23 protein-coding genes, 2 tRNA genes and 1 riboswitch are annotated in these 26,343 nt (G+C 61.4%); of the genes, 14 read left to right on the plus strand and 11 right to left on the minus strand.

Annotated elements, in window-relative coordinates:
- Positions 1–77 precede the first annotated feature (77 nt).
- Entirely contained in the window at positions 78–1,784 is a 1,707-nt protein-coding gene (locus BW978_RS02255) for a long-chain fatty acid--CoA ligase (protein ID WP_076391825.1), read from the minus strand.
- 228 nt (positions 1,785–2,012) lie between these two features.
- On the opposite strand from BW978_RS02255, the gene BW978_RS02260 reads away from it, so the two are divergent.
- Complete coding sequence (locus tag BW978_RS02260) at positions 2,013–2,408, plus strand: PRC-barrel domain-containing protein (protein ID WP_076391827.1); 396 nt, start codon at positions 2,013–2,015, stop codon at positions 2,406–2,408.
- 233 nt (positions 2,409–2,641) lie between these two features.
- Here BW978_RS02260 and BW978_RS02265 read toward each other — a convergent pair.
- The 3 genes from BW978_RS02265 to BW978_RS02275 all read right to left on the minus strand — a co-directional run bounded on the left by BW978_RS02265 (position 2,642) and on the right by BW978_RS02275 (position 4,912).
- A tRNA-Thr gene (locus tag BW978_RS02265) sits at positions 2,642–2,717 on the minus strand.
- Positions 2,718–2,842: 125 nt separating this feature from the next.
- Positions 2,843–3,904: a DUF1176 domain-containing protein gene (locus tag BW978_RS02270; RefSeq protein ID WP_076391829.1), complete on the minus strand. Its 1,062-nt coding sequence runs from the start codon at positions 3,902–3,904 to the stop codon at positions 2,843–2,845.
- Between the two features lie 48 nt (positions 3,905–3,952).
- Positions 3,953–4,912: an NAD(P)H-dependent flavin oxidoreductase gene (locus tag BW978_RS02275; protein ID WP_076393130.1), complete on the minus strand. Its 960-nt coding sequence runs from the start codon at positions 4,910–4,912 to the stop codon at positions 3,953–3,955.
- Between the two features lie 260 nt (positions 4,913–5,172).
- On the opposite strand from BW978_RS02275, the gene BW978_RS02280 reads away from it, so the two are divergent.
- On the plus strand, positions 5,173–6,354 hold the full coding sequence (locus BW978_RS02280) for a hypothetical protein (RefSeq protein WP_076391831.1): 1,182 nt from the start codon (positions 5,173–5,175) through the stop codon (positions 6,352–6,354).
- Between the two features lie 59 nt (positions 6,355–6,413).
- Here BW978_RS02280 and ppk2 read toward each other — a convergent pair whose 3' ends face one another.
- The gene (gene ppk2, locus BW978_RS02285) at positions 6,414–7,295 is read right to left on the minus strand and encodes a polyphosphate kinase 2 (protein WP_076391833.1); all 882 of its coding nucleotides are present in this window, start codon (positions 7,293–7,295) and stop codon (positions 6,414–6,416) included.
- Between the two features lie 203 nt (positions 7,296–7,498).
- Between ppk2 and phoR the strand changes: the two genes are divergently transcribed.
- The 7 genes from phoR to phoB all read left to right on the plus strand — a co-directional run bounded on the left by phoR (position 7,499) and on the right by phoB (position 15,153).
- Entirely contained in the window at positions 7,499–8,755 is a 1,257-nt protein-coding gene (phoR, locus tag BW978_RS02290) for a phosphate regulon sensor histidine kinase PhoR (protein WP_139330275.1), read from the plus strand.
- A gap of 186 nt (positions 8,756–8,941) precedes the next feature.
- Positions 8,942–9,982 (plus strand): substrate-binding domain-containing protein, encoded by a 1,041-nt coding sequence (locus tag BW978_RS02295; RefSeq protein ID WP_076391835.1) that lies wholly within the window; start codon positions 8,942–8,944, stop codon positions 9,980–9,982.
- 65 nt (positions 9,983–10,047) lie between these two features.
- Complete coding sequence (gene pstC / locus BW978_RS02300) at positions 10,048–11,508, plus strand: phosphate ABC transporter permease subunit PstC (protein WP_076391837.1); 1,461 nt, start codon at positions 10,048–10,050, stop codon at positions 11,506–11,508.
- Positions 11,505–12,863, plus strand: a complete 1,359-nt coding sequence (gene pstA / locus BW978_RS02305; RefSeq protein WP_076391839.1) for a phosphate ABC transporter permease PstA — start codon at positions 11,505–11,507, stop codon at positions 12,861–12,863. Before pstC ends, pstA begins: the two co-directional genes overlap by 4 nt.
- 20 nt (positions 12,864–12,883) lie before the next feature.
- A complete protein-coding gene (gene pstB, locus BW978_RS02310) occupies positions 12,884–13,684 on the plus strand; it encodes a phosphate ABC transporter ATP-binding protein PstB (RefSeq protein ID WP_076391841.1) in 801 nt (266 codons plus the stop codon).
- A gap of 46 nt (positions 13,685–13,730) precedes the next feature.
- A complete protein-coding gene (gene phoU, locus BW978_RS02315) occupies positions 13,731–14,444 on the plus strand; it encodes a phosphate signaling complex protein PhoU (RefSeq protein WP_076391843.1) in 714 nt (237 codons plus the stop codon).
- Positions 14,445–14,469: 25 nt separating this feature from the next.
- Positions 14,470–15,153, plus strand: a complete 684-nt coding sequence (gene phoB, locus BW978_RS02320; protein WP_076391845.1) for a phosphate regulon transcriptional regulator PhoB — start codon at positions 14,470–14,472, stop codon at positions 15,151–15,153.
- Between the two features lie 122 nt (positions 15,154–15,275).
- Here phoB and BW978_RS02325 read toward each other — a convergent pair whose 3' ends face one another.
- On the minus strand, positions 15,276–15,821 hold the full coding sequence (locus BW978_RS02325; RefSeq protein WP_076391847.1) for a GcrA family cell cycle regulator: 546 nt from the start codon (positions 15,819–15,821) through the stop codon (positions 15,276–15,278).
- A 437-nt stretch (positions 15,822–16,258) separates the two neighbouring features.
- On the opposite strand from BW978_RS02325, the gene BW978_RS02330 reads away from it, so the two are divergent.
- The 3 genes from BW978_RS02330 (at position 16,259) to BW978_RS02340 (ending at position 19,502) form a co-directional block, all read left to right on the plus strand.
- On the plus strand, positions 16,259–17,461 hold the full coding sequence (locus tag BW978_RS02330) for an aspartate aminotransferase family protein (protein WP_076391849.1): 1,203 nt from the start codon (positions 16,259–16,261) through the stop codon (positions 17,459–17,461).
- Between the two features lie 14 nt (positions 17,462–17,475).
- Positions 17,476–18,393, plus strand: coding sequence for an ornithine carbamoyltransferase (gene argF / locus BW978_RS02335; RefSeq protein ID WP_076391851.1), 918 nt, complete (start codon positions 17,476–17,478; stop codon positions 18,391–18,393).
- A gap of 119 nt (positions 18,394–18,512) precedes the next feature.
- On the plus strand, positions 18,513–19,502 hold the full coding sequence (locus BW978_RS02340) for an Hsp33 family molecular chaperone (RefSeq protein WP_076391853.1): 990 nt from the start codon (positions 18,513–18,515) through the stop codon (positions 19,500–19,502).
- Between the two features lie 80 nt (positions 19,503–19,582).
- Here BW978_RS02340 and BW978_RS02345 read toward each other — a convergent pair whose 3' ends face one another.
- The 3 genes from BW978_RS02345 to BW978_RS02355 form a co-directional block, all read right to left on the minus strand.
- Complete coding sequence (locus BW978_RS02345; protein ID WP_076391855.1) at positions 19,583–20,527, minus strand: MYG1 family protein; 945 nt, start codon at positions 20,525–20,527, stop codon at positions 19,583–19,585.
- Positions 20,528–20,606: 79 nt separating this feature from the next.
- Positions 20,607–20,999 (minus strand): Co2+/Mg2+ efflux protein ApaG, encoded by a 393-nt coding sequence (gene apaG, locus BW978_RS02350; RefSeq protein ID WP_076393134.1) that lies wholly within the window; start codon positions 20,997–20,999, stop codon positions 20,607–20,609.
- 190 nt (positions 21,000–21,189) lie between these two features.
- Positions 21,190–22,368: an O-succinylhomoserine sulfhydrylase gene (locus BW978_RS02355; protein WP_076391857.1), complete on the minus strand. Its 1,179-nt coding sequence runs from the start codon at positions 22,366–22,368 to the stop codon at positions 21,190–21,192.
- Positions 22,369–22,413: 45 nt separating this feature from the next.
- Positions 22,414–22,492: riboswitch (SAM riboswitch) on the minus strand.
- A 74-nt stretch (positions 22,493–22,566) separates the two neighbouring features.
- Between BW978_RS02355 and BW978_RS02360 the strand changes: the two genes are divergently transcribed.
- Together BW978_RS02360 and BW978_RS02365 are read left to right on the plus strand one after the other, a co-directional pair.
- On the plus strand, positions 22,567–23,664 hold the full coding sequence (locus BW978_RS02360; RefSeq protein ID WP_076391859.1) for a 2'-deoxycytidine 5'-triphosphate deaminase: 1,098 nt from the start codon (positions 22,567–22,569) through the stop codon (positions 23,662–23,664).
- Positions 23,665–23,746: 82 nt separating this feature from the next.
- Positions 23,747–23,820, plus strand: a tRNA-Gly gene (locus BW978_RS02365).
- A gap of 11 nt (positions 23,821–23,831) precedes the next feature.
- Here BW978_RS02365 and BW978_RS02370 read toward each other — a convergent pair.
- Positions 23,832–24,383 (minus strand): NADPH-dependent FMN reductase, encoded by a 552-nt coding sequence (locus tag BW978_RS02370; protein ID WP_076391861.1) that lies wholly within the window; start codon positions 24,381–24,383, stop codon positions 23,832–23,834.
- Positions 24,384–24,445: 62 nt separating this feature from the next.
- A complete protein-coding gene (locus BW978_RS02375; RefSeq protein WP_244551898.1) occupies positions 24,446–26,248 on the minus strand; it encodes a glycosyltransferase family 2 protein in 1,803 nt (600 codons plus the stop codon).
- Between the last annotated feature and the right edge of the window lie 95 nt (positions 26,249–26,343).

Raw genomic sequence — 26,343 nt, forward strand, 5'->3', positions numbered from 1 at the left:
TGCCGGGGACCTTATTAGTGAGTTGAGACGGGATCAAGACGAAGGGGAGGCCGAAGCCTCCCCAAATTTAAATCGATTTATTTTCCGTCGCGCAACTCGCGCCGCAGGATCTTGCCAACATTGGTTTTCGGCAGTTCGGTGCGGAATTCGATGTAGCGCGGCCGCTTGTAGTTGGTGAGATTGGCGGCGCAATGCGCCTTCAGCTCATCGATGGTCAGGTTCTCGTCCTTCTTGACCACGAAGAGCTTCACCGCCTCACCCGAATGCTCGTCCGGCACGCCGACGGCGGCGCATTCGAGCACACCAGCATGCATGACGGCCACTTCCTCGATCTCGTTCGGATAGACGTTGAAGCCCGAGACGAGGATCATGTCCTTCTTGCGGTCGACGATCTTCACGTAGCCGCGTTCGTCCATCAGGCCCATGTCGCCGGAGCGGAAGAAGCCGTCATCGCTCATCACCTTGGCGGTCTCTTCCGGGCGCTGCCAATAGCCTGCCATGACCTGCGGGCCGCGGATGCAGATTTCGCCGACTTCGCCGATCGCCATCGTGGCGCCGTCCTCGTCACGAATCTCGATGTCGGTAGAAGGCAGCGGCAGGCCGATCATGCCGGAGAATTCTCGCGCGTCGAGACGGTTGACGGTCGCAACCGGCGACGTCTCGGACAGACCGTAACCCTCGGTGATCGGACGACCGGTCATCTCCAGCCAGCGCTCGGCCACGGGCCGCTGGATCGCCATGCCGCCGCCGAGCACAAGCATCAGCGACGAGAAGTCGATCTTCTTGAATTCGGGGTTGTTCATCATTGCGTTGAACAGCGTGTTGAGGCCCGGGAAGACATGTGCCTTGAAGCTCTGCAGCTCTTTGATGAAGGCCGGGATGTCGCGCGGATTGGCGATCAGCAGGTTGTGCGCACCGAGCGCCACGCCCATCAGCGAATTCACGGTTAGCGCGAAGATATGGTAGAGCGGCAGCGCACAGACGAAGTTCAGCACATCAGGGCGGTTCTGCCCGGCAAAAGCGGCTTCCAGCCAGAGCGCGATCTGTTGTTTGTTGGCGAGCAGGTTAGCATGGGTAAGCGTCGCGCCCTTGGAAACCCCCGTGGTACCCCCCGTATACTGCAGAAAGGCGACATCGCTGGACACCACGTCAACTGGCTTCAATGTGAGCTTTTCGCCTTCGGCCAGCATGGCCTTGAAGCCTTTGTGACCCGGGATCGACCAGGCCGGCACAAGCTTCTTCACCTTGCGAACGACGAGGTTGACGATGTGGCCTTTGAGGCCGAGCATGTCGCCCATGGTGCAGACCACGACATGCTTGACGTCGGTACGCGCCACGACCTGCTCGACCGTATGGGCGAAGTTCTCCAGCACGACGATCGCCTTGGCGCCGGAATCCTTGAGCTGGTGCTCGAGTTCGCGCGGGGTATAGAGCGGATTGACGTTCACGACCGTCATACCGGCGCGCAAGATGCCGTAGACGGTGACCGGATTCTGCAGGATGTTCGGCGTCATGACGGCAACACGGTCGCCCTTGACGAGGCCCTTCGACTGCAGCCAGGCGCCGACCTTGCGGGACTGCTGTTCCAGTTCGCGGAAGGTCATGCCGCGGCCCATGCTGGAAAAGGCGAGGCGGTCGGCAAATTTCGCACAACTCGCTTCGAAAAGCGCCCCGAGCGAGGGATGCGCATGCGGTGCGATCTCGGCCGGAACCGATGCCGGATAGGAGTTGACCCAGATTTTTTCCGCGGCGCGGCCGCTGAGGCGGCTCAGAGTTTCCGTCATGTCATCCTCCCGAAAATCATTGGTCTGCCGGCACGCCCTTTCGGGACTGGCTCCTCCTCAGGTCCCGAAAGCTTATGCTTTCACACCGGCAGTGCAAGTGTATGAAGGCTATATAACCTTGACGTAAACGTCAACATTGCCTTGCTCGGCTTTGTAAGTCGTTTGTGGGGAACCATGCGCTGGGGCGTCCGTTAGGTCTTCATGCACAACCAAGAAGGAGGACTTCCCATGTTGCAGGAAAACCGTAACACCGCCGCCGGCCAGGATCCTTACGTCAAGGACACCCCGAGCCTGATCGCCAGCGACAAGGTCGAAGGCACAGCGGTCTATGGCCGCGATGGCGACCGCATCGGCTCCATCCAGCGCGTCATTCTCGAAAAGAAGGGGGGGCGTGTCGCCTATGCCGTTCTGGGCTTTGGCGGCTTCTGGGGTATCGGCGACGACTACTATCCGCTGCCCTGGGAAAAGCTGACTTATGATGAAAGCCTTGATGGCTATCGCATCGACCTGACCAAGGAACAAGTCGAGGGAGCGCCGCGCGCTCGCGACGATAGCGATGAGTGGTATCGCAACAACGGTCGCTCGGTCTATGACTACTATGGCGTTCCGCCCTACTGGATCTGAGCGGACGATCACCAATTGAATTGACGGAAGGGCCTCGCAAGACGGGGCCCTTTTGCCGTTTCGGGTCGATGGAATTGGGCAAAGTGGACGGCAGCGTAATCGCGCTGCAGCAGGAGAGACGTCAATCAACCCGCCCGAGCCCGTACTAAAGCTTACGGCACTCGCGCCCGACGGCGCTCATGGCACAGAATGTCTCTGCGGGGAAGGGAAGGGCCTTAGAATATTTCGGTAAATGGTGCCGCTTGCAGGACTCGAACCTGCGACCCCATCATTACGAATGATGTGCTCTACCACCTGAGCTAAAGCGGCCAGCGCTGGAGCGGGAAAAACCCCGTCGCGTTTGGTGAGGGGCTGATACAGGGATTGCCCGCTGATTTCAAGACGCATTTCGGCGGCGGCGGAAAAATTCCGCAGCCGCCCTGTTTGCTTTCCGATTATCGGAGAGGCCAGGACTTCGGCCAGATTGCAGGATCAACGGCCTCGTTTTCGTCGATCTCGGCCGGGCAGTCCCTGAACGCCTCCTCGACGAGCACGAGTTGCGGGCCCATTGCGCCTTTTGCGAACTTCCATTCGTTGTAGGTTCCGCAATCGCCCACGCCGCGTCCATTGAAGAAGGCGGAGAAGGTCTTCGCCTCGTAATCATAACTCAGATTGAAGGCGCCGGTGACGGCGCTCGGTGCGCCCTCCTGCATCGTCGGGAAAGGCAGTGTCGATACGGTGCCATAGACTTCCACGAAGACGGCATAGGGAAAGTTGTAGGCACCGCCTATGCCGCAGGGCGTTATATAAAGTGTCTGCTCCTCGGCGAGTTTGTGGGCAAGCGCGTTGCCGTCAAGCATGGCTTCTTCCGTTTCCGCACATTCGCCCCCATCGGCGAAGCGGGCTCGGACCGTTTCGGGGAAGTCAGCAAAGCGGCGGATGTCCGATACCGGCGGCGGCGGATTCGGGGCCTTCTCACCCTTGGCGCTCATGGCATCGACGTGACCGACACGTTTCTGGAACTCGTCGATGAACAGCAGGCTCGCGGCAGCGCCGGCCAGTGGGATGTCGCTTTCGGCTGTCATTCCACCGCGGGAGATGGTGATCTTTGCCGTGGTGCCGTTCTTCAGGCTGTCGATCAGGCCTTTGCCGATGAAGTCGCCGGACAGCGAAAGAGTGGCGGCATTTGCATTGATCTCGATTTCGCTGTCCTTGAAGGTTGCTGGCGCACCGCCGTCGATCGAAATCGCAACGGCAATCTCACCCTCGCCCTCAAGAAGAGCATTCTCGGAAGGGGAAATCAAAAGCGCGACGGGCGCTTCTGGCAAGCCACTGCGCTGTAGCTCGAAGCCCGAGATCTGGCTGTCGGAGATGAACTGGCGCATGTTGCAGGACAGCGTCTGCGAGCAACTCACCTGCCAGGATTTGAACTCCTTGTATGCGCCGTCGGCAGCGTTGACGGCAAAGGAGCTGCCGGCCAGAGCGGCAAGCGTAAGGCTCAGGGTGGATAGACGCATGTGGGGTCCCCGCAAATCAGTGTTGCGGGGACGCTAGCAGTGCCAGTCTCAGCCGCAAATCGCCTTTTTTGCGCCTATATATTCGCGCTCCAGCCGATCGACCACAGCAGCGACCGGCTCGACGGCTTTTACCGCTCCGATGCCCTGGCCGCAGCCCCAGATATCCTTCCAGGCCTTCGCCCCGGTGGTCGCCTTGTCGAAGTCCATCTTTGAGGGATCAGCCACCGGCAGATTGTCAGGATCCATGCCGGCGGCGACGATCGATGGCTTCAGATAGTTGCCGTGAATGCCGGTAAAATAGTTGGAATAGACAATGTCGTTGGCATGCGCATCGACGATCGCCTGCTTGTATTCGTCAGACGCACGCGCTTCTTCGGTCGCGATAAAGGGCGAGCCGATATAGGCCATGTCGGCGCCCATCGCCTGGGCCGCCAGCACGGCACCGCCATTGGCAATTGCGCCGGCGAGCAAAAGCGGCCCGTCGAACCATTCCCGGATTTCCTGGACGAGGGCAAAAGGCGAGAGCGTGCCGGCATGGCCGCCCGCCCCGGTCGCCACCGCAATCAGGCCGTCGGCACCCTTGCGGATCGCCGAATTGGCATGGCGGTTGTTGATCACGTCATGCAGCACGATACCGCCATAGGAATGCACGGCGGCATTCACCTCCGGCACAGCGCCGAGCGAGGAAATGACGATCGGCACCTTGTATTTGACGCACATCATCAGGTCATGCTCGAGCCGCTTGTTCGACATGTGCACGATCTGGTTCACCGCGAAGGGGGCGGCCGGACGATCCGGGTTCTTCGCGTTGTGAGCGGCAAGATCCTCGGTGATTTCGGCCAACCATTCGTCGAGTTGCGCCTCCGGCCGGGCATTCAGCGCCGGGAACGAGCCGACGATTCCCGCCTTGCACTGGGCGAGCGTCAGTTTCGGATGCGATATGATGAAGAGCGGCGAGGCGACGACGGGCAGCCTCAGATTGTCTTTCAGGATCGGCGGCAGGGCCATCACTTCACCTCCCATAAAGTTTACGTTTACGCAAACGTCAAATAGCAGATCATGGACGCCGAGGAAAGCGGGTCCTATGGTCAACGGCGCCACGCGTGTCGGTTGGCGGTGTCATTGCCATCGACCGCTCGGCCTCATTCCTGTGTTTATTCGGCCCCATACGGGTTTTCCGGGCTTGTGCTTGAAATATCCAGAGTTTACCGAATCAAAACTATGATTGCGATGTGGCTGGGGCGATCCCCGAAGGAGTATGGCGGCCAATGAGCGGATTGGAAACGGCCATCAGAAACGCCTTGGAGCGCGCCGACCGCTCGAATGCGGAGGCCCGTGCCAGGGTGTATCAATCCGCCCGCCAGGCGCTCGAAACGGGCCTGCGCAAACAGAACATCGATGACCCCGAAGCCGTGAACCATCAGCGTCGCCGGCTGGAGGCGCTGATCCATTCCATCGAACTCGAAGAGCGCGCCCGGCTGGAGGTGCGTCCCGAACCGGCCGCACCACATCCGGCGGCGCCAGTGGCGCCGCCCCCACAGCGGGCCGCCGAGCCGCCGGCACCAACGGCGCCCGCCCTGCAAACCGGTCGTGTCGAGCCCGGTTTCACCGCAGGTGATCCGCCACGCGGCGCCCAGCCCGGCTATCGTGATCCCTCCTTCGACGAGCAGTCCGAGTTTGAGCCGAGGACCTCTGTTGAAGCACATGCTGACGACGAAGGTCCTATGCCGGACATGCGGTCCGAGCGTCCACTGCAAGCACCGCGCCGGCGCCGCGGGATTGTGGCCCGGCTCACGATCATGTCGATCTTCTTCGCGACGCTTGGGATCGGCGCATGGTGGATCTACTCCTCCGGGCTGCTGCTCACGGATGCCGAGCGCGACACCTCTGTGCCCAATCCGCCGCCGCGCGCCGAATCCGAAGACTTTACCGGAGCGCCAGAGGCGGCTGCCCCGGCCGGATCCGCAGGACCGCAGGCGCTCGATGCACGTGGCGGCTTCTCGGATGACTGGATCGAGGTCTTTGCGCCGCAGCAGGTCTCGGCACTTCGTCCCAGAGCGAATGCGCTCGTCGACATTGTTACGGCCAGCGACGGAAGCGCCGCACAGATCGTCTCGCGCAGTGGTGACGAGGCGGGCGCAATCGAAGTGACGGTGCCGACGGAAGTCCTGCGCGAAATGGCAGGTCGCACCTCGACAATCGCGCTCACGGTGCAGTCGACTGATGACGAGCCAGTGCAGATCTCTGTCGAATGCGATTTCCCGCGCATGGGCGACTGCCCGCGCCACCGCTTCACGGTCAACCCGCAAAAGCTCGATGCCCTGTTCCGCGTCTCCTTCGACAACGGCATGGCGCCGTCCACCCCGGGCCGCCTCCTGATCAATGCGGATCTCTCAGGCAGCGGACGCGGCGTGAACCTTTATGCGATCCGCGTGCTGCCCGGCCAGTGATAGTCGCGCAAGGGTGATGGTGTGGGGCCGACGGGCCCCCCCCCCAAAAAAAACAAAGGTCACTTCAGGAAGTCGGGGCCACTGCCGATGATCTTCTTGTCGAGCTTGCCGATCTTCTCGACATCCTTGCCCTCGTAGTCCAGCGACAGAAGCATGTGGCGGATGAGGTTTAGCCGCGCGCGGCGCTTGTCATTGGCGTGCAACACCGTCCAAGGCGCGCGCTCGGTGTGGGTTTCCTTCAACATCCGGTCGCGCTTTTTCGTGTAGTCGTCCCACTTGTGAAGTGCGGCAATATCCATCGGTGACAGCTTCCAGCACTTCAGGGGATCGTGGCGACGGTCATGGAAGCGCTTGAGTTGCATTTCCTGGCCGGTATCCAGCCAGAATTTGAAGAAGCGGATACCTTCCCGTTCGATCAGCTTCTCGAAGCGGGGTGCCTGCTCGAGAAAGCTTTCGTACTGGTCGGGCGTGCAGAAGCCCATGACCGGCTCGACGCCGGCGCGGTTATACCAGGAACGGTCGAAGAGAACGAATTCGCCGGCCGTTGGAAAGTGCGAGACATAGCGCTGGAAATACCATTGGCCGCGCTCGGTTTCCGTTGGCTTGGTCAAGGCGACCACGCGGGCGGAACGGGGGTTCATGTAGGAAAGTGTTGCATGGATGGCGCCGCCCTTGCCAGCTGCATCCCGGCCCTCCAACAAGGCCATGACACGTTCGCCGGTCTTTTGCATCCAGAACTGCACCTTCACCAGCTCGATCTGCAGCTGGGTGAGCTCCTTCTCGTAGTCTTTTTCGGAGAGCTTTTTGTCATAGGGAAAGCCACCGGACTTCAGCGCCTTGTCTTCGATCCAGTCCGGCAGGTCCGGCAGGTCGATGTCGAAGACCTGCTGGGTTCCACCGACCGAGAGGGTAACTGCCCTCTTTTCCGTTTGCGCGTCCATCCTCGGCTCCCTTTGCCTTGCCCGTTTCGATAGTCTTAATTGAGCCCAAGCCGAAATGAAGTTCAAGCATCTCGGTTCCATCTTGCGGCACATCGATTGATCCGCCGGGGAAAGGCCCGGCAAGTGATGGTACAGCAGTGTAACTTCTGTCATGAATCAGGGCTATCAGGACTTGGACAATGCAGGGTGGAGAACGCGCGCGCATGCAAGAAGATAGGGGTGACGGTTGGCGCAAGGATCTCCGGCGACTGCTTTCTGCCTGGGTCTATATTCTCGCTGCCGCTGTCCTTTCGGTCAGTGCCTGGGCGACCGGTGCTGCCACCGGCTATGCGATACTGCTGTTCGTCCTGCTCTTCCTGCTCGTGGTTTTTCGGCAGCTGCCCGAGGACGACACGTCGGCCGCGCCGACGCTAACCGTTGCGGATCCTGATCCGCCGGCTGATCCGCTTCCCCTCATCCTGGCATCGCTCGACGGCCTCGATATGCCGATCTTCGTCCTCAGTCCTGAGGCCGAGTTGATTGCCCAGAACCAGGCGGCGCATAAGGTGTTCGGCGAGCTCGCCGTCGGTCTGCATGTCTCGACCCGCTGGCGCTCCCCCGGGATCCTCGACATGATCCGGGAGACGATCGAGACCTCTCAGCCCAACCAGATCGAGCACTCCGAGCGTCACCCCTCGGAACGGGTCTATGTGGTGCGGGTCGCGCCGATCGACGCCGACGAGGCGGCTGGCGCATCCTATTTCCTGCTGTCGTTCAGGGATATTTCGGAGCTACGCCGCCTTGATCGCATGCGCAGCGACTTCGTTGCCAATGCCAGTCATGAATTGCGCACGCCGCTTGCATCGCTGCGAGGCTTTATAGAGACCATGCAGGGGCCCGCCCGCGACGATGCCAAGGCCAAGGACCGGTTTCTCGCCATCATGCTCGATCAGGCGAACCGGATGAGCCGCCTGGTGGATGATCTCCTGTCCCTCTCGCGTCTGGAGCTCAAGGCCCATGTTGCACCGGAGCAGAGAGTAGAACTTGCGCCGATCCTCGGTCATGTCAGGGACAGTCTCGCTCCGCTTGCAGCCGAACTCGGCGTCGAGATCCGCCTCGACCTCCCCGAGGAGAAGATCGAGGTCTTGGGCGAGCGCGACGAGCTCGTTGAGGTCTTCGAAAACCTGATCGAAAACGCCTGCAAATACGGTCAAGACGGGGAAGTTGTGGAGGTTGCGCTGCGTCGCGATGCTGGCGGCGCGACGGAGGTCAGCGTCCGCGACCACGGTCCTGGCATTCCCGCGGAGCATGTGCCGCGCCTGACCGAACGATTTTACCGCGTCAATGTCGAGGACAGCCGCTCGAAAAAGGGGACGGGGCTCGGCCTTGCGATTGTCAAGCATATCCTCACGCGCCATCGGGCGCGGCTCGTGGTGAAGTCGGAATTGGGCAGTGGCAGCGTCTTCACCGTGCGTTTCTGACACATTCAGCCGTATAAGGCGGGCCTCCTGGAAATTTACCTTTAAATTTCAGTGGCTTGAATTGTCACAAATGTTTCATTGAACTGACATAAAAGCAAAGCCGAAGAGCCGCTAAGACGTCGTTGCCGGGCCGCGACGGACGCGATTGCGGCCACAGACACAAAAACTCATCCACGGGAGAGTATGATGAACATTCTGAAAATTTCTGTTGCGGCGCTGGTCGCCTCCGTTGCCGTCACTGGCGCGGCTGCAGCTCGTGATCAGGTCCAGGTTACCGGTTCCTCGACCGTGCTGCCGTATTCCACCATCGTTGCCGAAGCTTTCGGCGAAAACTTCTCTTTCCCGACGCCGGTCGTTGAAGGCGGCGGTTCGGGTGCTGGCCGCAAGAAGCTTTGCGAAGGCGTTGGCGCCAACACTGTGGACATCGCCAACTCGTCCTCGCGCATGTCCAAGGGCGACTATGAGCTCTGCGTGTCGAACGGCGTAACCGAGATCCTCGAAGTCCGCTTCGGTTACGACGGCATCGTCTTCGCTTCCGACGTCAATGGCCCGGAATTCGCCTTTTCGCAGGCTGACATCCATGGCGCGCTGGCTGCCAAGGTCCTGAAGGACGGCGCTCTGGTCGACAACACGGCCAAGACCTGGGCTGACGTAAATCCTGCCCTGCCTGCGCAGGACATCATGGTTTTCGTTCCGGGCACCAAGCACGGCACGCGCGAAGTGTTCGACGAGAAGGTGATTCTCGCCGGTTGCGAAGCAAACGGCACGTATGAAGCCCTGAAGACGGCTGCAAACGGCGACGAAGATGCGGCTGAAGAAGGCTGCATGGCGCTGCGCACCGACGGTCTGTCGATCGACATCGACGGCGACTACACCGAGACGCTCGCCCGCGTTGACGCCAACAAGAACGGTATCGGCGTATTCGGTCTGTCGTTCTACCAGAACAACACCGACAAGCTGCGCGTAGCAACGATGGCGGGCATTGTCCCGACCACCGAAGCGATTGCCAAGGGTGAATACCCTGTGTCGCGCCCGCTGTTCTTCTACGTCAAGAAGGCTCACCTCGGCGTGATCCCTGGCCTCCAGGAGTATGTCGACTTCTTCGTATCGGACGACATGGCTGGTCCTGACGGCCCGCTGGCTGCCTACGGCCTCGTCTCCGACCCGGAACTGAAGGCGACCCAGGCAATGGTTTCCGCCGGCACGCCAATGGCGCCGGTCGAGTGATCTTCGTCTGAAACAGAAGGGCGCCACGAGGCGCCCTTCTTCCTCTTGCGAAAACCGGATTTCCCATGAGCGTCGGCATTCTGTCCTTAATCCTACTGACATTGGCCGTGATTGGCTTTTTCTTTGGCCGACGTCGCGCGATACAGAGCGCGGGCGGTGACGCTCGGAACCTTCATTCGCTGCCGGGCTATTATGGCCAGACGGTTGCGCTGTTTGCCGCAGTGCCGGCTTTCCTACTGATGGCAATCTGGCTTGTCGCGCAGCCTTTGCTGATCGACTCGCGCATTGTCGGCCTGCTGGGTTCTCAGGTGGCATTCGACGCCACATCCACGACCCTTGCAGTCGAAGACGTGCGCCGCATCGCCGATGGCTTGGATGCCCTGCAGCAGCGCTCCGGCATGACCGACGATGAGCTGCGCAACATGCAGGCCGGTTTTTCCGATATTCGCGGCCGACTGGCCGAAGTCGGCGTTGCTCTTGGCGCAGAAGTCAGACCTGAAATCTTTGAGGCGGCCAAGGAATACCGGGTCATGCAGCGCACGGGCGCAATGCTGATGAACGGTGCGGTGTTGGTCCTCGCCGTGGCCGGTTTCATCTTCGCCTTCATGCGTATACACCGAGACTACCGCGCCCGGAATGTGTCGGAGACCTTTGTGCGCTGGCTGTTGATCGCATCGGCCGGCGTTGCGATCCTCACCACATTCGGCATCGTGATGTCGCTCCTGTCCGAGAGTATCCGCTTCTTCGGTCTGTATCCGATCACCGATTTCTATTTCGGCCTGACCTGGAACCCGCAGTTCCGTGGCGGTTCGGAACTGGGACTGGCGCCGCTTTTGTGGGGCACGCTCTACATCAGCTTTGTTGCAATGTGCGTATCTGCTCCAATCGGCATCTTCGCTGCGATTTACACGGCCGAATATGCTTCGCCGCGGGTTCGGTCGGTCATCAAGCCGGTGATTGAAGTGATCGCCGGTATCCCGACCGTCGTTTTCGGCCTGTTCGCACTGGTGACGGTTGGCCCATTCCTCCGCGACTATTTCGCTGTACCGACCGGACTGGGCAATTCGGGCTCGTCGGTTCTCACGGCCGGACTCGTGATCGGGATCTTGAACATCCCCTTCATTTCGTCGCTGGCCGATGACATCATCAACTCCGTGCCGCAGTCGATGCGCGATGGGGCTCTGGGCCTGGGTTCGACGAAATCCGAGACCATCCGCAGGGTCGTGCTGCCGGCGGCCCTTCCCGGCATTGTCGGTGCTGTCCTGCTTGCTGCCAGCCGTGCCATCGGCGAAACCATGATCGTGGTCATGGGGGCAGGGGCAGCCGCCAAGCTGGACTTGAACCCCTTCCAGGCCATGACGACGATCACCGTGAAGATCGTCAGTCAGTTGACGGGCGACCTTGCCTTTGACTCGCCGGAGACGCTCGTGGCCTTCGCGCTTGGCCTGACGCTGTTCGTGATTACGCTTGGGCTCAACATCTTCGCGCTTTGGATCGTGCGCAAATACCGGGAACAATACGAATGACCGACATCATCGATCGCACTCCTTTCGCCATGCCGCAGTCCAGCAGTTCGCTCATGAGCGAGACCCCGCTGATGAAGCGTCGCAATGCCGCAGAAATTCGGTTCCGCATGTATGGTGTCGCTGCGATCGTGATCGCGTTGCTCACCCTGGCGATCATGCTGTTCACCATCATCCGCGACGGCTCTTCGGCCTTCGTTCAGGCGACGATCAGCTATCCCGTCATGATCGACGCTGCGGTTGTGGACAAGGCCGGCTCGCGCGATCCGGCGCAGATGGCTTCGGTCACGACGATCGGCTATGCGCGCATCCTGGGGCAATCTCTGGTCAAGCATCTGGCCGATGAGGGTATTGCAGTCGAGGGCATGTCCGAAAAGGAAGTCACCGACATGATTTCCAAGGATGCTCCGGCTCGGCTGCGCGAAACAGTCCTGGCCGATCCGTCACTGGTAGGCCAGACGATCACTGTGAACGTTTTCGCCACAGGCCGCGTGGATGGCTATCTCAAGGGTCGCGTGACGCGCGAAATCGCTGAACGGGATTCCAATGTGACGCCCGCGCAGCTGGACCTGGCCGACAAGCTGGTCGAAGCAGGCATACTTGAGACGAAGTTCAACTGGAGCTTCATCACGGCGCCTGATGCGTCCGACTTGCGCCCGGAAGCCGCAGGCCTTGGCATCGCCATCATGGGCACCGCCTACATGATGTTTCTGGTGGTGATCATGTCCTTGCCTCTCGGCGTGGCTGCCGCGATCTATCTCGAGGAATTCGCGCCGCGAAACTGGTTCACCGATTTGATCGAAGTGAACATCTCGAACCTGGCTGCCGTGCCGTCGATCGTTTTCGGTATCCTTGGACTTGCGGTCTTCATCAATTTTGTCGGGCTCCCGGCATCCTCCCCGATTGTGGGTGCGCTGGTCATCACGTTGATGTCGCTGCCGACCATCATCATTGCGACGCGCGCCGCGATCCGTGCCGTCCCGCCATCCATTCGCGATGCCGCTCTGGGCGTCGGAGCGTCGAAGATGCAGACGGTGTTCCACCATGTCCTGCCTTTGGCCGCGCCCGGCATCATGACCGGAGCGATCCTCAGCCTCGCATCTGCAGCGGGTGAAACCGGCCCGCTGCTGCTGATCGGCATGGTTGCCTATGTGGCCAACTATCCGTCAGGGCCGTTCGAAGGTGGCTTCCTCGACCCGGCGAGCGCACTCCCGGTACAGGTCTACTCCTGGGCGTCGCGTGCCGATCCGGCCTTCATCGAACGGTCCTCGGGTGCCATCATCGTTCTGCTGCTCTTCCTGCTGGTCATGAACATCCTTGCCATCGTCCTGCGCCGCCGCTTCGAGCGCCGTTGGTAAATCCCTGAAGGACACCCCGAATGTATCACGCATCCATATTGACGGAGACTTCCGTGAACCAGCCCAAAATCAAGATCACCGCCCGTGGCGTGCAGGTGTACTACGGCGAAAAACATGCCTTGAAGGATGTCAACGTCGACATACGGGACCGCGCAGTCACGGCCTTTATCGGCCCATCGGGTTGCGGCAAGTCGACCTTCCTGCGCTGCTTGAACCGGATGAACGACACGGTGTCGATCGCTCGCGTCTCGGGTGATATCCAGATCGATGGCGAAGACATTTACGACAGCCGCGTCGATCCCGTGCAATTGCGGGCCAAGGTGGGCATGGTCTTCCAGAAGCCCAACCCCTTCCCGAAGTCGATCTATGAAAACGTCGCCTATGGGCCGCGCATCCATGGGCTCGCGGCCAAGAAGGCCGATATGGACGAGATCGTTGCGAGTTCTCTGCAGAAGGCCGGCCTCTGGAACGAGGTGAAGGATCGCCTACAGGAAACCGGCACCGGCCTGTCCGGCGGTCAGCAGCAGCGTCTGTGCATCGCCCGTGCGATTGCCGTCAGCCCGGAAGTCATCCTGATGGACGAGCCCTGCTCGGCGCTCGATCCGATCGCGACCGCCAAGGTCGAGGAGCTGATCCACGAACTGCGCGAGAATTTCACCATCGTCATCGTGACGCACTCGATGCAGCAGGCTGCACGTGTCTCCCAGCGTACCGCGATGTTCCATCTCGGCCAACTGGTCGAGGAGAACGACACCGACAAGATGTTCACCAATCCGGATGACCAGCGCACCCAGGATTACATCATGGGCCGCTTCGGCTGAGCCCTGACGTCATCCACGGTTGAACTCAATTTCAAGGACGTTTCAAATGGGCTCCACTCACATCTACTCGGCCTTCGACGAGGAACTGAAGTTCCTGATGCGCCGCATCTCCGAAATGGGCGGTCTTGCGGAACAGATGGTCGCCGAAAGCGTGCGCGCGTTGGTCAATTCCGACGCGGCGCTCGCGCAGAAGGTTATCTCCGACGACGTGCTCATGGATGCCATGGAGCGCGAGATCGGTGACAAGGCGATCGTCACCATCGCAAAACGCCAGCCGGTCGCCTCGGATCTGCGCGAAATCATCGGCGCGCTGCGGATCGCTGCCGATCTCGAGCGCGTCGGTGATCTCGGCAAGAGCAACTCCAAGCGTGTCGTCGCCGTTCAGGCAACAGGCGTGCCGCGCAAGCTCGCCCGTGGCCTGGAGCATCTGTCTGATCTGGCACTCGCCCAGCTCAAGGAAGTGCTCGACGTCTACACGACCCGTTCGGCTGAAAAGGCGAAGTCCATCCGTGACCGCGACGAGGAGATCGATGCGATCTACACGTCGCTGTTCCGCGAACTCCTCACCTACATGATGGAAGATCCGCGCAACATCACGAGCTGCACCCATCTCCTGTTCTGCGCCAAGAACATCGAGCGTATCGGCGACCACGCGACGAATATCGCCGAGACCATTTACTACATGACTACCGGCGCCCAGCCGGAAGGCGAACGCCCGAAGGAAGACCTGACCTCTTCCGTTGGCGCGATCACCGAGTGATATTGTCCAGCGGGGTTGATGTTTGATGCAGCCGAAAATTGCCGTGGTGGAAGACGAAGAGGCCCTTTCGGTCCTCCTGCGTTACAATCTCGAAGCCGAGGGCTATGAGGTCGAAACGATCCTGCGGGGCGACGAGGCCGAGATCCGCCTTCAGGAGCGTGTGCCGGATCTGCTGATCCTGGACTGGATGCTTCCGGGCGTCTCCGGCATCGAGCTGTGCCGGCGCCTGCGTGTCCGACCCGAGACCGAGCGTCTGCCGATCATCATGCTGACGGCGCGCGGTGAGGAAAGCGAGCGGGTGCGTGGCCTGGCCACGGGTGCGGACGATTATGTCGTCAAACCCTTCTCGACGCCGGAGCTGATGGCCCGCGTCAAGGCCATGCTGCGTCGTGCCAAGCCCGAGGTTCTTTCCAGCGTCCTGCGCTGCGGCGACATCGAACTCGACCGCGAGACCCATCGGGTGCATCGCAAGAGCCGCGAGGTTCGCCTTGGTCCGACGGAATTCCGGCTGCTGGAGTTCCTCATGGCATCGCCCGGCCGGGTCTACTCGCGGTCTCAGCTTTTGGACGGTGTCTGGGGTCACGATATCTATGTCGACGAGCGCACGGTCGACGTGCATGTCGGCCGCCTGCGTAAGGCGCTGAACTTCTCGAACATGCAGGATGTCATCCGCACCGTCCGCGGCGCGGGTTATTCCATGGAAGCCTGAAGACGCCAGCTTTCGATTGAGGGGCCGCACGGATCATCCGCTGCGGCCCTCTTCGTTTCAGCATAGCCCAAAAGAAAACGGGCCCCGAAGGACCCGCTAGATGTCTCGAACTCGCCGATGGATCAGCGAGCAGCCTTGCGGCGTTCGCTGACCGGCTGGTAGGCGAGCTTCGCGTGATAGGTGCAGTAAGGCGCGCTATCAGCAATTTCGCAGCCGCAAAAGTGGAAATCATCCTTCATCGGATCGCCGATCGGCCACTTGCAGGTGCGCTCGGTCAGTTCCGTCAGGGCGAGGCGCCGCGAAATCGGCACGACCACGTTCAGTGGGCGGCGAACTTCGACTTCCTCGTAGGCCTCGACCTCGATCTCTTCCTTCAGCATTGTCGCGCCAGCTGCACGGGTCACGGTTCGCGTGGTCGCCGTCGCCGCAGGCCGGTTCTGGAAGGTCGCCGGACGCTGGGTCTGCGCCGGACGTTTTGCCGGGCGTGCCGCAGTCGAGCTGCCGCCTGCCTTGGCCCTGCCCGGCAGGTTGAGGCGGTGAACCTTGCCGATAACGGCATTTCGGCTCACGCCACCGAGTTGCGCCGCAATCTGGCTTGCGCTGAGGCCTTCGGCCCACAGTCGCTTCAGTCTTTCGACCCTGTCGTCACTCCATTGCGCAGTTGTCATGCCACTTCTCTCCGCCGCTCGCGTCTGTCATGGCAGAATCCGTCACCCCTGCTTCGAACGAATTCGAAACATAACCGCCTCGTTACTGTCGGTGAGCACTTCCGCCGCATGCAATCTATTAATGAAATTTAACCTAGTGGCACGCTGACTCCGTGACAAGAGTCGGGGGAATCATCTGGAATCGATTTTCCGGTTTTCCCCAACTTGCTTCCCGAGTGAGTCAAGTATGCAACAGGTGGAATCTAGCCGCGCACGCTTCTGGCGCGAACCGGCCAAATCGGCGCCTACTCCTGCGATTCCTGCGGAATTCGTTGACATTGCAGGGTGAAGTGCCGATAGTGCCCGCGCCGCCGCAAGGCGGCATTTTTAATTTTTTCGAGGCCTGCAAAGGGCCGTGCCGTCCCTTGGACGGATCGTCGAGAAGGAACGTGAAAGCCATGGCCGAAGCTACGCCGCTCTATCAGACCTATAATCGGGCGCCTCTGCGTTTCGAGCGAGGCGAGGGCGTCTGGCTCATGACGGAACGTGGTGAACGTTATCTCGATTTCGCAGCTGGCGTCGCCGTAACGTCGGTCGGCCATGGTCACCCCCATGTTGTCGGCGCCCTGAAGGAGCAGGCGGACAAGGTCTGGCATCTGTCGAACCTGTATGAGGTTCCGGGCCAGGAAGTGCTGGCCAAGCGCCTCGCCGATGTGACGTTCGCCGACCGCGTCTTCTTTACCAATTCCGGCGCCGAAGCTCTCGAATGCGCTATCAAGACGGCGCGCCGCTATCACTTTGCCAAGGGGCACCCGGAGAAGTTCCACATCATCACGATGGAAGGCGCCTTCCACGGTCGCACCATCGCGACGATCGCAGCGGGTGGTCAGGAGAAATATCTCGAAGGCTTCGGTCCCAAGGCCCCGGGTTTCGATCAGGTGCCGTTTGGTGATCTCGACGCCGTCAAGGCCGCGATAACGGATGCAACCGCTGCGATCCTTGTCGAGCCGGTGCAGGGCGAGGGCGGTATTCGTCCGATCCCGGTGGAGATGCTGCGCGCCTTGCGCGACCTCTGCGACGAGTACGGCCTGCTGTTGATCCTCGACGAAGTGCAGTGCGGTGTTGGCCGCACGGGCAAGCTTTTTGCCCATGAATGGGCCGGCATCACGCCCGACCTCATGGCGGTCGCCAAGGGCATCGGCGGCGGTTTCCCGCTCGGCGCTTGCTTGGCAACCGAAGAGGCCGCTTACGGCATGAAACCCGGAACGCATGGCTCGACATATGGCGGCAACCCGCTTGGTATGGCCGTCGGCAATGCTGTTCTCGACGTCGTGCTCGGCGACGGTTTCCTCGACAATGTTCGCGACACAGCCCTCGTCTTCCGCCAGGGTCTCGCCTCGCTGAAGGATCGTTACCCGGATGTGATCGAGGAAGTGCGTGGCGAAGGCCTGATGCTCGGCATCAAGGCCAAGATCCCGAACACCGAACTGCTGATGGCAATGCGCGACGAGCATCTGCTCGGCGTTCCCGCCGGCGACAACGTTATCCGTCTCCTGCCGCCGCTGACGGTGACCGCGGAAGAAGCTCGCGACGGTCTCGCCCGTATCGAACGCGCCGCGGAGCACATCCGCGCCAAGGCCGCAGTCGCAGCATCCGCCTAAGACAGGACCCATTCATGGCATCTCCGAAGCATTTTCTCGATCTCTCCGCCATGACGGCCGGGGACCTGCGCGGCATTCTTGAGGACGCGAAGACCCGCAAGCAGGCGACCAAGGCCGGCACCGCCGACAAGCCGCTCGCCGGCAAGATGCTGGCAATGATTTTTGAGAAGCCGTCCACCCGCACGCGTGTTTCCTTCGATGTCGGCATGCGGCAGCTAGGTGGCGAGACCCTCTTCCTGTCTGGCACGGAGATGCAGCTCGGTCGCGCTGAGACCATTGGCGACACCGCCAAGGTTCTGTCGCGCTATGTCGATGCGATCATGATCCGAACCACTGACCATGCGCGTCTCATGGAGATGGCCGAGCATGCGACGGTTCCGGTCATCAATGCCCTGACGGATCTCACTCATCCCTGCCAGATTATGGCGGACATCATGACCATCGAGGAGCATCGTGGCTCCGTGGCGGGCAAGACGCTCGCCTGGACCGGCGACGGCAACAATGTCCTGCATTCGCTCGTCGAAGGCGCGGCGCGCTTTGGTTACCGAATGAACATGGCCGTGCCGCTGGGCTCCGAGCCCGACGACAAGATCCTGAATTGGGCCCGCAACAATGGCGGCGAGATCATGCTGTGCCACGATGCCGATCGTGCGGTCGCCGGCGTTGATGCGGTGATCACTGATACCTGGGTGTCGATGAACCAGGAGCACAAGGCACGTGGCCATAACGTCTTCCAGCCTTTCCAGGTCAATGCGGAGCTGATGAAGAAGGCGAAGGAGGAGGCCCTCTTCCTGCACTGCCTGCCGGCTCATCGCGGCGAAGAAGTCACCGACGAGGTGATCGACGGCGCGCAGTCGGTGGTTTTCGACGAGGCCGAGAACCGCCTGCATGCGCAGAAGTCGATCCTCGCCTGGTGCCTCGGCGCGATCTGAGGCAGGGCAAGGGTGTTCGCGCCCGACTTGACCTTTGGCGCGGGTGATCCCATCTGTGCCGTTTCTGATCGGGCCGCTCGGGCCCAGCGTTTGGCGCTTCAAGCGCCGGGAGTACATTCATGTCGATGAGACAAGCAGAACTCGGCGAATTCGGTTTCGCCGGTGACGATCGCGTGGTTCCCTTCCAGGTAGAGGGCCTCGATGTGCGCGGCCGTGCCGTCCAGCTCGGACCGTTGATCAATTCCATTCTCGACCGTCACGCCTATCCGGCGCCAGTCGCGCGGCTTCTCGCGGAAGCCATCGTCTTGACGGTGCTGATCGGGACGTCTCTGAAGTTCGAGGGCAAGTTTACGGTCCAGACCAAGGGCGACGGCCCGGTCGATCTGCTGGTTGCCGATTTCAGCTCGCCTGAAAATGTGCGCGCCTATGCCCGCTTTGACGAGCAGGCGGTGGCCGATGCAATCGCTGCCGGTCGTGCTTCGCCTGAGGAGCTGCTCGGCGTGGGCGTGCTCGCCTTCACCATCGACCAGGGATCCTTCATGCAGCCCTATCAGGGGATCGTGCCGCTCGACGGCACGTCGCTCGAGGACATCGCAGGTGTCTATTTCCGCCAGTCGGAACAGATCCCGACGCGCGTCCGCCTTGGGGCCGCCGAGCTCTTTGATCGGGATGCCGACGGCAAACCGCGTCGCACATGGCGGGCAGGTGGTCTCATCGCGCAATTCCTGCCGGAGGCGCCGGAGCGGATGCGCCAGCCGGATCTGCATGGCGGCGATGGCGACGACCGCGATGCCGACCTACACGGCGACGATGCCTGGGATGAGGCCCGCGTGCTGGTCGAGACGATCGATGCCGATGAGCTGACCGATCCGCAGGTGGGTATCGAACGGCTGCTGTTCCGCCTCTTCCACGAGCGGGGTGTGCGGGCTTACGAACCGCAGGCGGTTTACGACCGCTGCAGTTGCTCGCGCGACCGCCTGAAGGGTGTTCTCCAGGGCTTCTCTGCTGAGGAGATCGAGGCGAGCACCGAAGACGGCAAGATTACCGTGACCTGCGAATTCTGCTCGACCAATTATGATTTCGAGCCGGGAGAGCTGACGCCGGCTTGATCGATCGAAATGCTGAAGATGAGAAAGGCCGGAGTGATCCGGCCTTTTCTATTGTTGAATGTAGCAAGCGCTTTGAGGGTTTACACCTGCGATGATGCCGGGTGACCGCCGATCGCCTCCTCCACCGCGATTTCCGCCATGGCGAGGATCGCGTCACGCGAATTTGCTGCCGCGATGAAGCGGCCGTTGTGACAGAAGGTGGCGCCCTTCACACCGCAGACGGCCTCCAGATCGCCATTGCTCAAACCCGCCCAGGCAGGGGGTAGGTCCGCGCGCTGCTCGAAACTGCCTTCCGCCTTGCGGATCCCGGTAATGCACCAGTCCTTGTCGCGCGGGTGAATGACGAAGAGCAGATGGTCGGCGCCTGCCTTGACGATGGCCGGGCGGAACGGCATGCCCATCGGCAATTCCAGGACCCGACCTTCGCCTGTCGCTGCGATCGCTTCCAGAACCATGGTCTCGGCGCGCAGCTTGGCCGCGCGCTGGCCGATGGCAGCTTCGACGATCATCCGTGCAATCGAAAGGGCGGACTGGAAGCCGCGATCGTCGGCGCCGGGCTCCTTGTTGTCGAAAACGGGCTTCAGCGTTTCGAGGAGGCTCGGCAGGGTGAGATCGGCCAGTGGCCCGGCCGTGGCAGGGCTGAGCGCGCCATTGTCCATCAGGTCGATGGGCAGAACAAATTTCGCATCGAAGCCCAGGTGGACCGTCTCGATATGATCGGCCGGGAGACCCATGGCAGCAAGATAGGCACGGCCGTAATGCTTCCAAATCAGCCCGAAGGAGCTATAGGGCTGACCATCGTCGCGAAGTGGTGCGCCGCGCTGATGGTGGTCGAAGATCTGCGCCTCGGCGTCATAGGCGCCGCCGACATCATAAATGATCCGGGCTGCTGCGGGCGTGATCCAGTCCGGTGCGCGGCTGCGCACGATCTGTGCGTCTGGGTAAAGCCTTGACAGGATGACGGACGACAAGAGTTCGTCGGCATGGAAGCCGCCACTATGGGTGACGAGATGGGTAATGCTCATGCCGGTTTAGCCCTCTGGATGGCGTCGGGATCGATGTCTCCAGATAGCGGTTGGTGCCATTCAACTCAACTGGCAATCGTCAATTGAGGGTGCGGACCATGCCCGGGCTGTCGAGGGAAAAGGCCGGGATCTCGACGTCGAAGGTCTCTCCGTCGTCGGTTTCCATGCGGTAGGTGCCGTACATCATGCCCGAGGGTGTATCGAGCGGACAGCCGGAAGAGTATTCATAGGTGTCGCCAGGATCGAGGCGCGGCTGTTCGCCCACCACGCCCGGGCCGTTCACTTCGTCAACCTGACCGTTCTGGTCGGTGATGTACCAGTAGCGATGGGTCAGCCGCACGGGTTTGCCCGAGTGATTGGAGATCACGATCCGGTAGCCCCAGACATAGCGACTGTCATCGGGGTCCGACTGTTCTTCGAGATAGTATGGTTCGACCAGAACCTCTATGTCCCGTGTCAGCGCGCGATACATGCCTGGACCCTGAGAAAGCTTGTCATCAACAGTGATAGAGATGGCGCTCATTGTGGCGGCAGCAAGGGCGACACACAAACACCATGCCTTTTGAAGGGATAACGACGCAACTCCTTACGTCAAGGGCAATGCGCCAGCCGCAACGCCTGTCGCGGCTGAATATTTGCGTGCATGATCGCGGGCGTTGCGTTCAGACTGTCTTGAGTGCCCGTGCGAAATCGTCCAGCAGGTCCTGCGTATCCTCGATCCCGCAGGAGAAGCGAACCGTACCCCCCGAGATGCCGAGTTCGGCACGCGCCTCGTCGGTCAGGTTCTTGTGGGTGGTGGTCGCCGGATGGGTGATCAGGCTCTTGGCATCGCCGAGATTGTTGGAAATCTTGACGATCTCCATGGCATTCTGCAGCTTGAAGGCCGCTTCCTTGCCGCCCTTCAGCTCGAAGCAGACCAGCGTCGAGCCGCCAGTCATCTGCTTGGCGATGATATCGGCCTGGGGGTGGTCCTTGCGACCGGGATAGATGACCTTGGCAACGGCACTCTGGTCCGCCAGGAAGTCGGCAATCGCAGCCGCACTTGTCGTCTGCTGCTTCACCCGCAGCGGCAGCGTTTCCATGCCCTTCAGCAGCGTCCAGGCATTGAACGGCGACATGGCAGGGCCCGTATGGCGGAAATAGTCGTGCAGGTTCTCGTTGATCCATTCCTTCGACGACAAGACCACTCCGCCGAGGCAGCGGCCCTGACCGTCGATATGCTTGGTCGCGGAGTAGACGACGACATGCGCGCCGAGTTCCAGCGGCTTCTGGAAGAGGGGGGTCGCAAAGACGTTGTCGACGATCAGCTTCGCGCCGATCTGATCGGCGAGCTTGGCCACACCTGCTACGTCGATCACTTCGAGCGTCGGGTTGGTCGGGCTTTCCAGGAACATCACCTTGGTGTTCGGCCGGATCGCCGCTTCCCAATTGGCGAGATCACGACCATCGACCAGTGTGCATTCCACGCCGTAGCGTGGAGCGAGCGTCTCGACGACATAGCGGCAGGAGCCGAACAGGGCGCGGGCAGCCACGATATGGTCGCCGGCCTTGACCTGGCAGAGCACGGCAGCAGCAACGGCCGCCATGCCCGACGCCATCGCACGCGCATCCTCGGCGCCTTCCATCATGCACATGCGCTTTTCGAACATGTCATTGGTCGGGCTGCCATAGCGGGCGTAGATATAGCCGTCGTTCTCGCCCTTGAAGCGGGCTTCTGCCGCTTCCGAGCTTTCATAGACGAAGCCCTGGGTGAGGAAGATCGCTTCAGACGTCTCGCCATAAGGAGAGCGCAGCGTGCCGCCATGGACGAGGGTGGTGGCCGGGCGCCAGTTCTTGCTCATGCACGTGCCTTTCGAACACAAAAAAACCGGTCGCGTGAACGGACCGGTTTCGTAAACCCGGTCTATTTAGCCACTTGTTTAACGTGGCTGCAAGCCGACCGGCCAAATCACCACGGGATAAGGCAGCAATTACGCTCTTGCGGGCCTTGCGTCAATTGGTGGGCTTTGGTTTTGTCGACCCCAAACAGGATTGAGATCATGACCTTGAAACCCGGGATTTTGTCCGATCGCGCGATCGGCGCCTTGTTCGGTGGCGGCCAGCTGAAGAGCGAGGTCATGCTCGACAAGGACCAGATCCAGCCGGCAAGCCTCGACCTGCGTCTGGGCGGCAAGGCGATCCGTGTCCGCGCGAGCTTCATGCCTGGCAGGGGCCACACCGTGGCCGAAAAGCTGGAGCGGCTGACCCTGCACGAGATCGACCTCGAAAACGGGGCGGTGCTCGAAACCGGCTGCGTCTACATCGTGCCCCTGATGGAAAGCCTCGACCTCCCGGCGGAGATTTCGGCGTCCGCCAATCCGAAGAGCTCGACCGGCCGCCTCGACATCTTCACCCGGGTGATGGTTGATTACGCCCAGGAGTTCGACAAGGTGCCGGCCGGCTACAAGGGCCAGCTCTATCTCGAAATCTCGCCGCGCACCTTCCCGATCATCGTAAGGCGCGGCTCGCGCCTCTCGCAGATCCGTTTCCGCACCGGCCATGCGCTGCTCGGCGAGGCCGAACTCTTCGACTTGCACAAGGCCGAGACGCTGGTGGCGAGCGACATGCCGAATGTCTCGGGCGGTGGCATTGCGCTGTCGATCGATCTGAAGGGATCGGGACCGCAAGGCCTGATCGGCTATCGCGGCAAGCACCACACCTCGGTCATCGACGTCGACCTGAAAGGCGCCCACGAGGTGCTGGATTTCTGGGAGCCACTTTACAGCCGCGGTCGCGACGAACTGATCCTCGATCCGGACGAGTTCTACATTCTCGTTTCGAACGAAGCAGTGCATGTCCCGCCTCTCTATGCTGCCGAAATGACGCCCTATGACCCGCTCGTCGGCGAATTCCGCGTGCACTATGCCGGCTTCTTTGACCCAGGCTTCGGCCATGCGCCGGCCGGCGGCTCAGGCAGTCGCGCGGTTCTGGAAGTCCGCAGCCACGAAGTGCCCTTCATCCTCGAGCACGGCCAGGTCATCGGCCGCCTGGTCTACGAGCACATGCAGGAGCGCCCGGAAGGCCTCTACGGCACGGGCCTCGGCTCCAACTATCAAGCGCAGGGCTTGAAGCTCTCCAAGCACTTCCGTTTGCCCTGACGAAAGAGGGGCGTCACCGCGCCCCTTTGTATGCCATTCGGCTTGACACCCAGCCCGAACTGTTGGATTCGTCAGACCGCGCGCGGGTGTAGCTCAATGGTAGAGCAGCAGCTTCCCAAGCTGAATACGAGGGTTCGATTCCCTTCACCCGCTCCAGCTTCTTCTCACTACTTCTCCGCAAACTTTGCAAACGCTGCCAGCAGGTCGCCGAGCCGCTTGGCGGTCGCTTCATCCGTCAACTTGCCGTCGGCATCGAACAGCGTGTGCGCCCGCGACACCATCAGCCGCTTCTCTGAAAACGTCCGGCAGCCGAGCGTGTGCAGCACCGGGAGCCAGGCATTCTGGCTGAGCAGCGTGCCGAAATTTCCAGGCGACGCGCCGACAAGAGCGAAGGCCTTTCCACCGAAGACTCGAGCCATGTCAGACGACGGGCGTGACAGCCAGTCGATGGCGTTCTTGAAGGCGCCGGGGATGCCGTTGTTGTATTCAGGCGTAAACAGGATCACGCCATCGGCGGCGATGATCTTTTCCTTGAGCGCGGTGACAGCTGCCGGGATGCCCTCGGCTTCCTCGAGATCACCATCATAAAGCGGTATGCCGTTAATGCCGGCTATTTCCATCCTGTAACCGTCTGCCGGCAGGGCTGCGGCGGCTTGCATCAGAGCCGTGTTGAGCGAGCCCTTGCGCAGGCTTCCCGAAATGCCGAGCAGTGTCACCATATCCGTCGTCTCCCGGTTGGATGCGTCGCCTTCACACTATGGTGCCGATGGCGTCCGAGCAATCACTCTGACGCGGGCAAAATGGCTCGACTGGGGCGATGCGGTGTCTTGTTCCAGTGAAAAGGCTTCAGCCTGAGTTCGATCACGGCCTTCCAGGCCGCCAGCGACACGGCCATCCAGTAAACCGGGATCATTGCCCATTTCCAGCCAACGCCCTCCTTCTCGCCCTTGCTCATCGGGGTCGCGCCGAGCACGAAGAAGATCGCGTAGCTTCCGAGGATGTTGAATATGTCCATGGCGAGCATGATCGTCGTGAAGAGGCTCGGCTGCGCAACCGGGACCTGCATCAGGGAGATCGCAAGCAGCGTGAGGAAGACGATCAGGCCGGGATGGCTGAGCGCTGCAATCAGCATGCCGCCGACCAGGAGCTGAAAGACGAGGAAGGATAGAAATCCCATGTCGCGCGCGGTTCGCACGGGCTGGCGCATCAGCACCAGCCAGGTCTGCAGCCATCCCTTGTACCAGCGGGTCCGCTGAGCAAGCCAGATCCGGAAATCGGTCGGCGCATCCTCGTAGGTTGGCAGCGTCAGGGTCGATGATCGATACCCCATTCTGTAGAGACGCATGCCGAGATCCGCATCTTCGGTGACGTTGTAGGGATCCCAGCCGCCGCTGGCTCTGAGGAGGGCGGTCTTGAAATGGTTGGAGGTGCCGCCGAGTGGCAGCGGCATGCGGTAGTAGCCGAGGGCTGGCAGCAGTCTGCGGAACAGCGCCGAATATTCGAGCGCGAAAATGGCGCTGATCCAGCTTTCGCCGGCATTGCCGATCACCAGCGGCGCCTGCAGGCAGGCGAGATCCGGCGGACCGAGCCGGAAGGCGTGATAGGCTTCCCTCAGCTGCTGCGGATGCGGCCGATCCTCGGCATCGTAGATGGTGAGGAACTCGCCGCGTGCGCCGGCCAGAGCATAGGTGAGTGCCTTGGGCTTGGTGCGCGGCGCCATGGCCGGCACGGCCACCACCTCGACATGAGGGCCGGGATTGGATCGACGGATCGCCTCGATCGTCGCGTGATCGTCGGCCTCGCAGACCAGCTTGACGTCCAGGAGACTGCGCGGCCAGTCGAGCGCATCGAGGGCGGCGAGCAGTTGCGGCACGACATCGGCCTCCCGATAAAGCGCCACCATGACGGTGTAGACAGGCAGAACATCGCTGCCATGCTCGAGCTTTGCTTCGCAGACCCGGTGGCGTCGCCCGTGAGAAACGACGGCCATGCGCAGCATGAGGGCAGCCGTATGAAAGAGCGAAAGTGTGAGGTGACTGATGACGGCGGCGAGCATCGGCGCCATGATCGAAAAAAGACAGATCAGACAGAGCCCGGCGCCGGCCACGAAGCCTTGGTCACCGGTCACCACGAGCCGCGCCGAAAGCGGCTGGAGCGTGTCGAACAGACCGCGCACGGCCTGGCCCACGCGTCTGTTTTCCCCCACCTTCCAGCTGGCACGCCGGATGGCGGTCGGCGTCGTCACGACCAGGGTGCCAGCGCCCGGTCCGTTCCGACCGAAGCGTTTTGCGAGACCCTCCATGTTGAGAATGTGCGGGGCAATCGCCACGACCGGCGGCCGGTCGCTGTAGTGTAGCCGCAGCATGCGCGGCTCGGCGAGCTGGGTGTCGCTGTAAGCATGGTCCACAAGCAGCGAAGGGTCGATCTCCGGCAGGAAGGGCAGGCCATACATCCGCGCAAGCCCGGCAAAATAGGCCTCTTCCTCGACGATGCCGCTGGCGAGCAGTTCGGCTTCGACAGAGGTCCCGTTGGCCGCGGCGCGTTTTGCCAAGCGGGCAATCAGCGGTTTGGAAATGCCGAGCACATGCAGCAACCGCGCTTCGCATTTCAGCCGGGCCAGACTTTCCGTGTCGGCCGCGCCTACCGCGCTCCGCTGGTCTTGCCCCCGCGTTGACCCTG

Origin of the sequence: Rhizobium sp. RU33A, assembly GCF_900156055.1 — a bacterium.
Lineage (GTDB): Bacteria > Pseudomonadota > Alphaproteobacteria > Rhizobiales > Rhizobiaceae > Allorhizobium.

Excerpts from the sequence above, each read along its gene's own strand:
- BW978_RS02370 (WP_076391861.1), bottom strand. The coding sequence starts at position 24,383 with ATGGTGACACTGCTCGGCATTTCGGGAAGCCTGCGCAAGGGCTCGCTC.
- BW978_RS02295 (WP_076391835.1), top strand. The coding sequence starts at position 8,942 with ATGAACATTCTGAAAATTTCTGTTGCGGCGCTGGTCGCCTCCGTTGCC.
- apaG (WP_076393134.1), bottom strand. The coding sequence starts at position 20,999 with ATGTATCGCGCGCTGACACGGGACATAGAGGTTCTGGTCGAACCATAC.
- phoB (WP_076391845.1), top strand. The coding sequence starts at position 14,470 with ATGCAGCCGAAAATTGCCGTGGTGGAAGACGAAGAGGCCCTTTCGGTC.
- BW978_RS02345 (WP_076391855.1), bottom strand. The coding sequence starts at position 20,527 with ATGAGCATTACCCATCTCGTCACCCATAGTGGCGGCTTCCATGCCGAC.
- BW978_RS02280 (WP_076391831.1), top strand. The coding sequence starts at position 5,173 with ATGAGCGGATTGGAAACGGCCATCAGAAACGCCTTGGAGCGCGCCGAC.
- pstA (WP_076391839.1), top strand. The coding sequence starts at position 11,505 with ATGACCGACATCATCGATCGCACTCCTTTCGCCATGCCGCAGTCCAGC.
- BW978_RS02275 (WP_076393130.1), bottom strand. The coding sequence starts at position 4,912 with ATGGCCCTGCCGCCGATCCTGAAAGACAATCTGAGGCTGCCCGTCGTC.
- ppk2 (WP_076391833.1), bottom strand. The coding sequence starts at position 7,295 with ATGGACGCGCAAACGGAAAAGAGGGCAGTTACCCTCTCGGTCGGTGGA.
- BW978_RS02360 (WP_076391859.1), top strand. The coding sequence starts at position 22,567 with ATGACCTTGAAACCCGGGATTTTGTCCGATCGCGCGATCGGCGCCTTG.
- phoR (WP_139330275.1), top strand. The coding sequence starts at position 7,499 with ATGCAAGAAGATAGGGGTGACGGTTGGCGCAAGGATCTCCGGCGACTG.
- BW978_RS02255 (WP_076391825.1), bottom strand. The coding sequence starts at position 1,784 with ATGACGGAAACTCTGAGCCGCCTCAGCGGCCGCGCCGCGGAAAAAATC.
- pstB (WP_076391841.1), top strand. The coding sequence starts at position 12,884 with ATGTATCACGCATCCATATTGACGGAGACTTCCGTGAACCAGCCCAAA.
- argF (WP_076391851.1), top strand. The coding sequence starts at position 17,476 with ATGGCATCTCCGAAGCATTTTCTCGATCTCTCCGCCATGACGGCCGGG.
- BW978_RS02260 (WP_076391827.1), top strand. The coding sequence starts at position 2,013 with ATGTTGCAGGAAAACCGTAACACCGCCGCCGGCCAGGATCCTTACGTC.
- BW978_RS02270 (WP_076391829.1), bottom strand. The coding sequence starts at position 3,904 with ATGCGTCTATCCACCCTGAGCCTTACGCTTGCCGCTCTGGCCGGCAGC.
- BW978_RS02325 (WP_076391847.1), bottom strand. The coding sequence starts at position 15,821 with ATGACAACTGCGCAATGGAGTGACGACAGGGTCGAAAGACTGAAGCGA.
- BW978_RS02340 (WP_076391853.1), top strand. The coding sequence starts at position 18,513 with ATGTCGATGAGACAAGCAGAACTCGGCGAATTCGGTTTCGCCGGTGAC.
- BW978_RS02355 (WP_076391857.1), bottom strand. The coding sequence starts at position 22,368 with ATGAGCAAGAACTGGCGCCCGGCCACCACCCTCGTCCATGGCGGCACG.
- pstC (WP_076391837.1), top strand. The coding sequence starts at position 10,048 with ATGAGCGTCGGCATTCTGTCCTTAATCCTACTGACATTGGCCGTGATT.
- BW978_RS02330 (WP_076391849.1), top strand. The coding sequence starts at position 16,259 with ATGGCCGAAGCTACGCCGCTCTATCAGACCTATAATCGGGCGCCTCTG.
- phoU (WP_076391843.1), top strand. The coding sequence starts at position 13,731 with ATGGGCTCCACTCACATCTACTCGGCCTTCGACGAGGAACTGAAGTTC.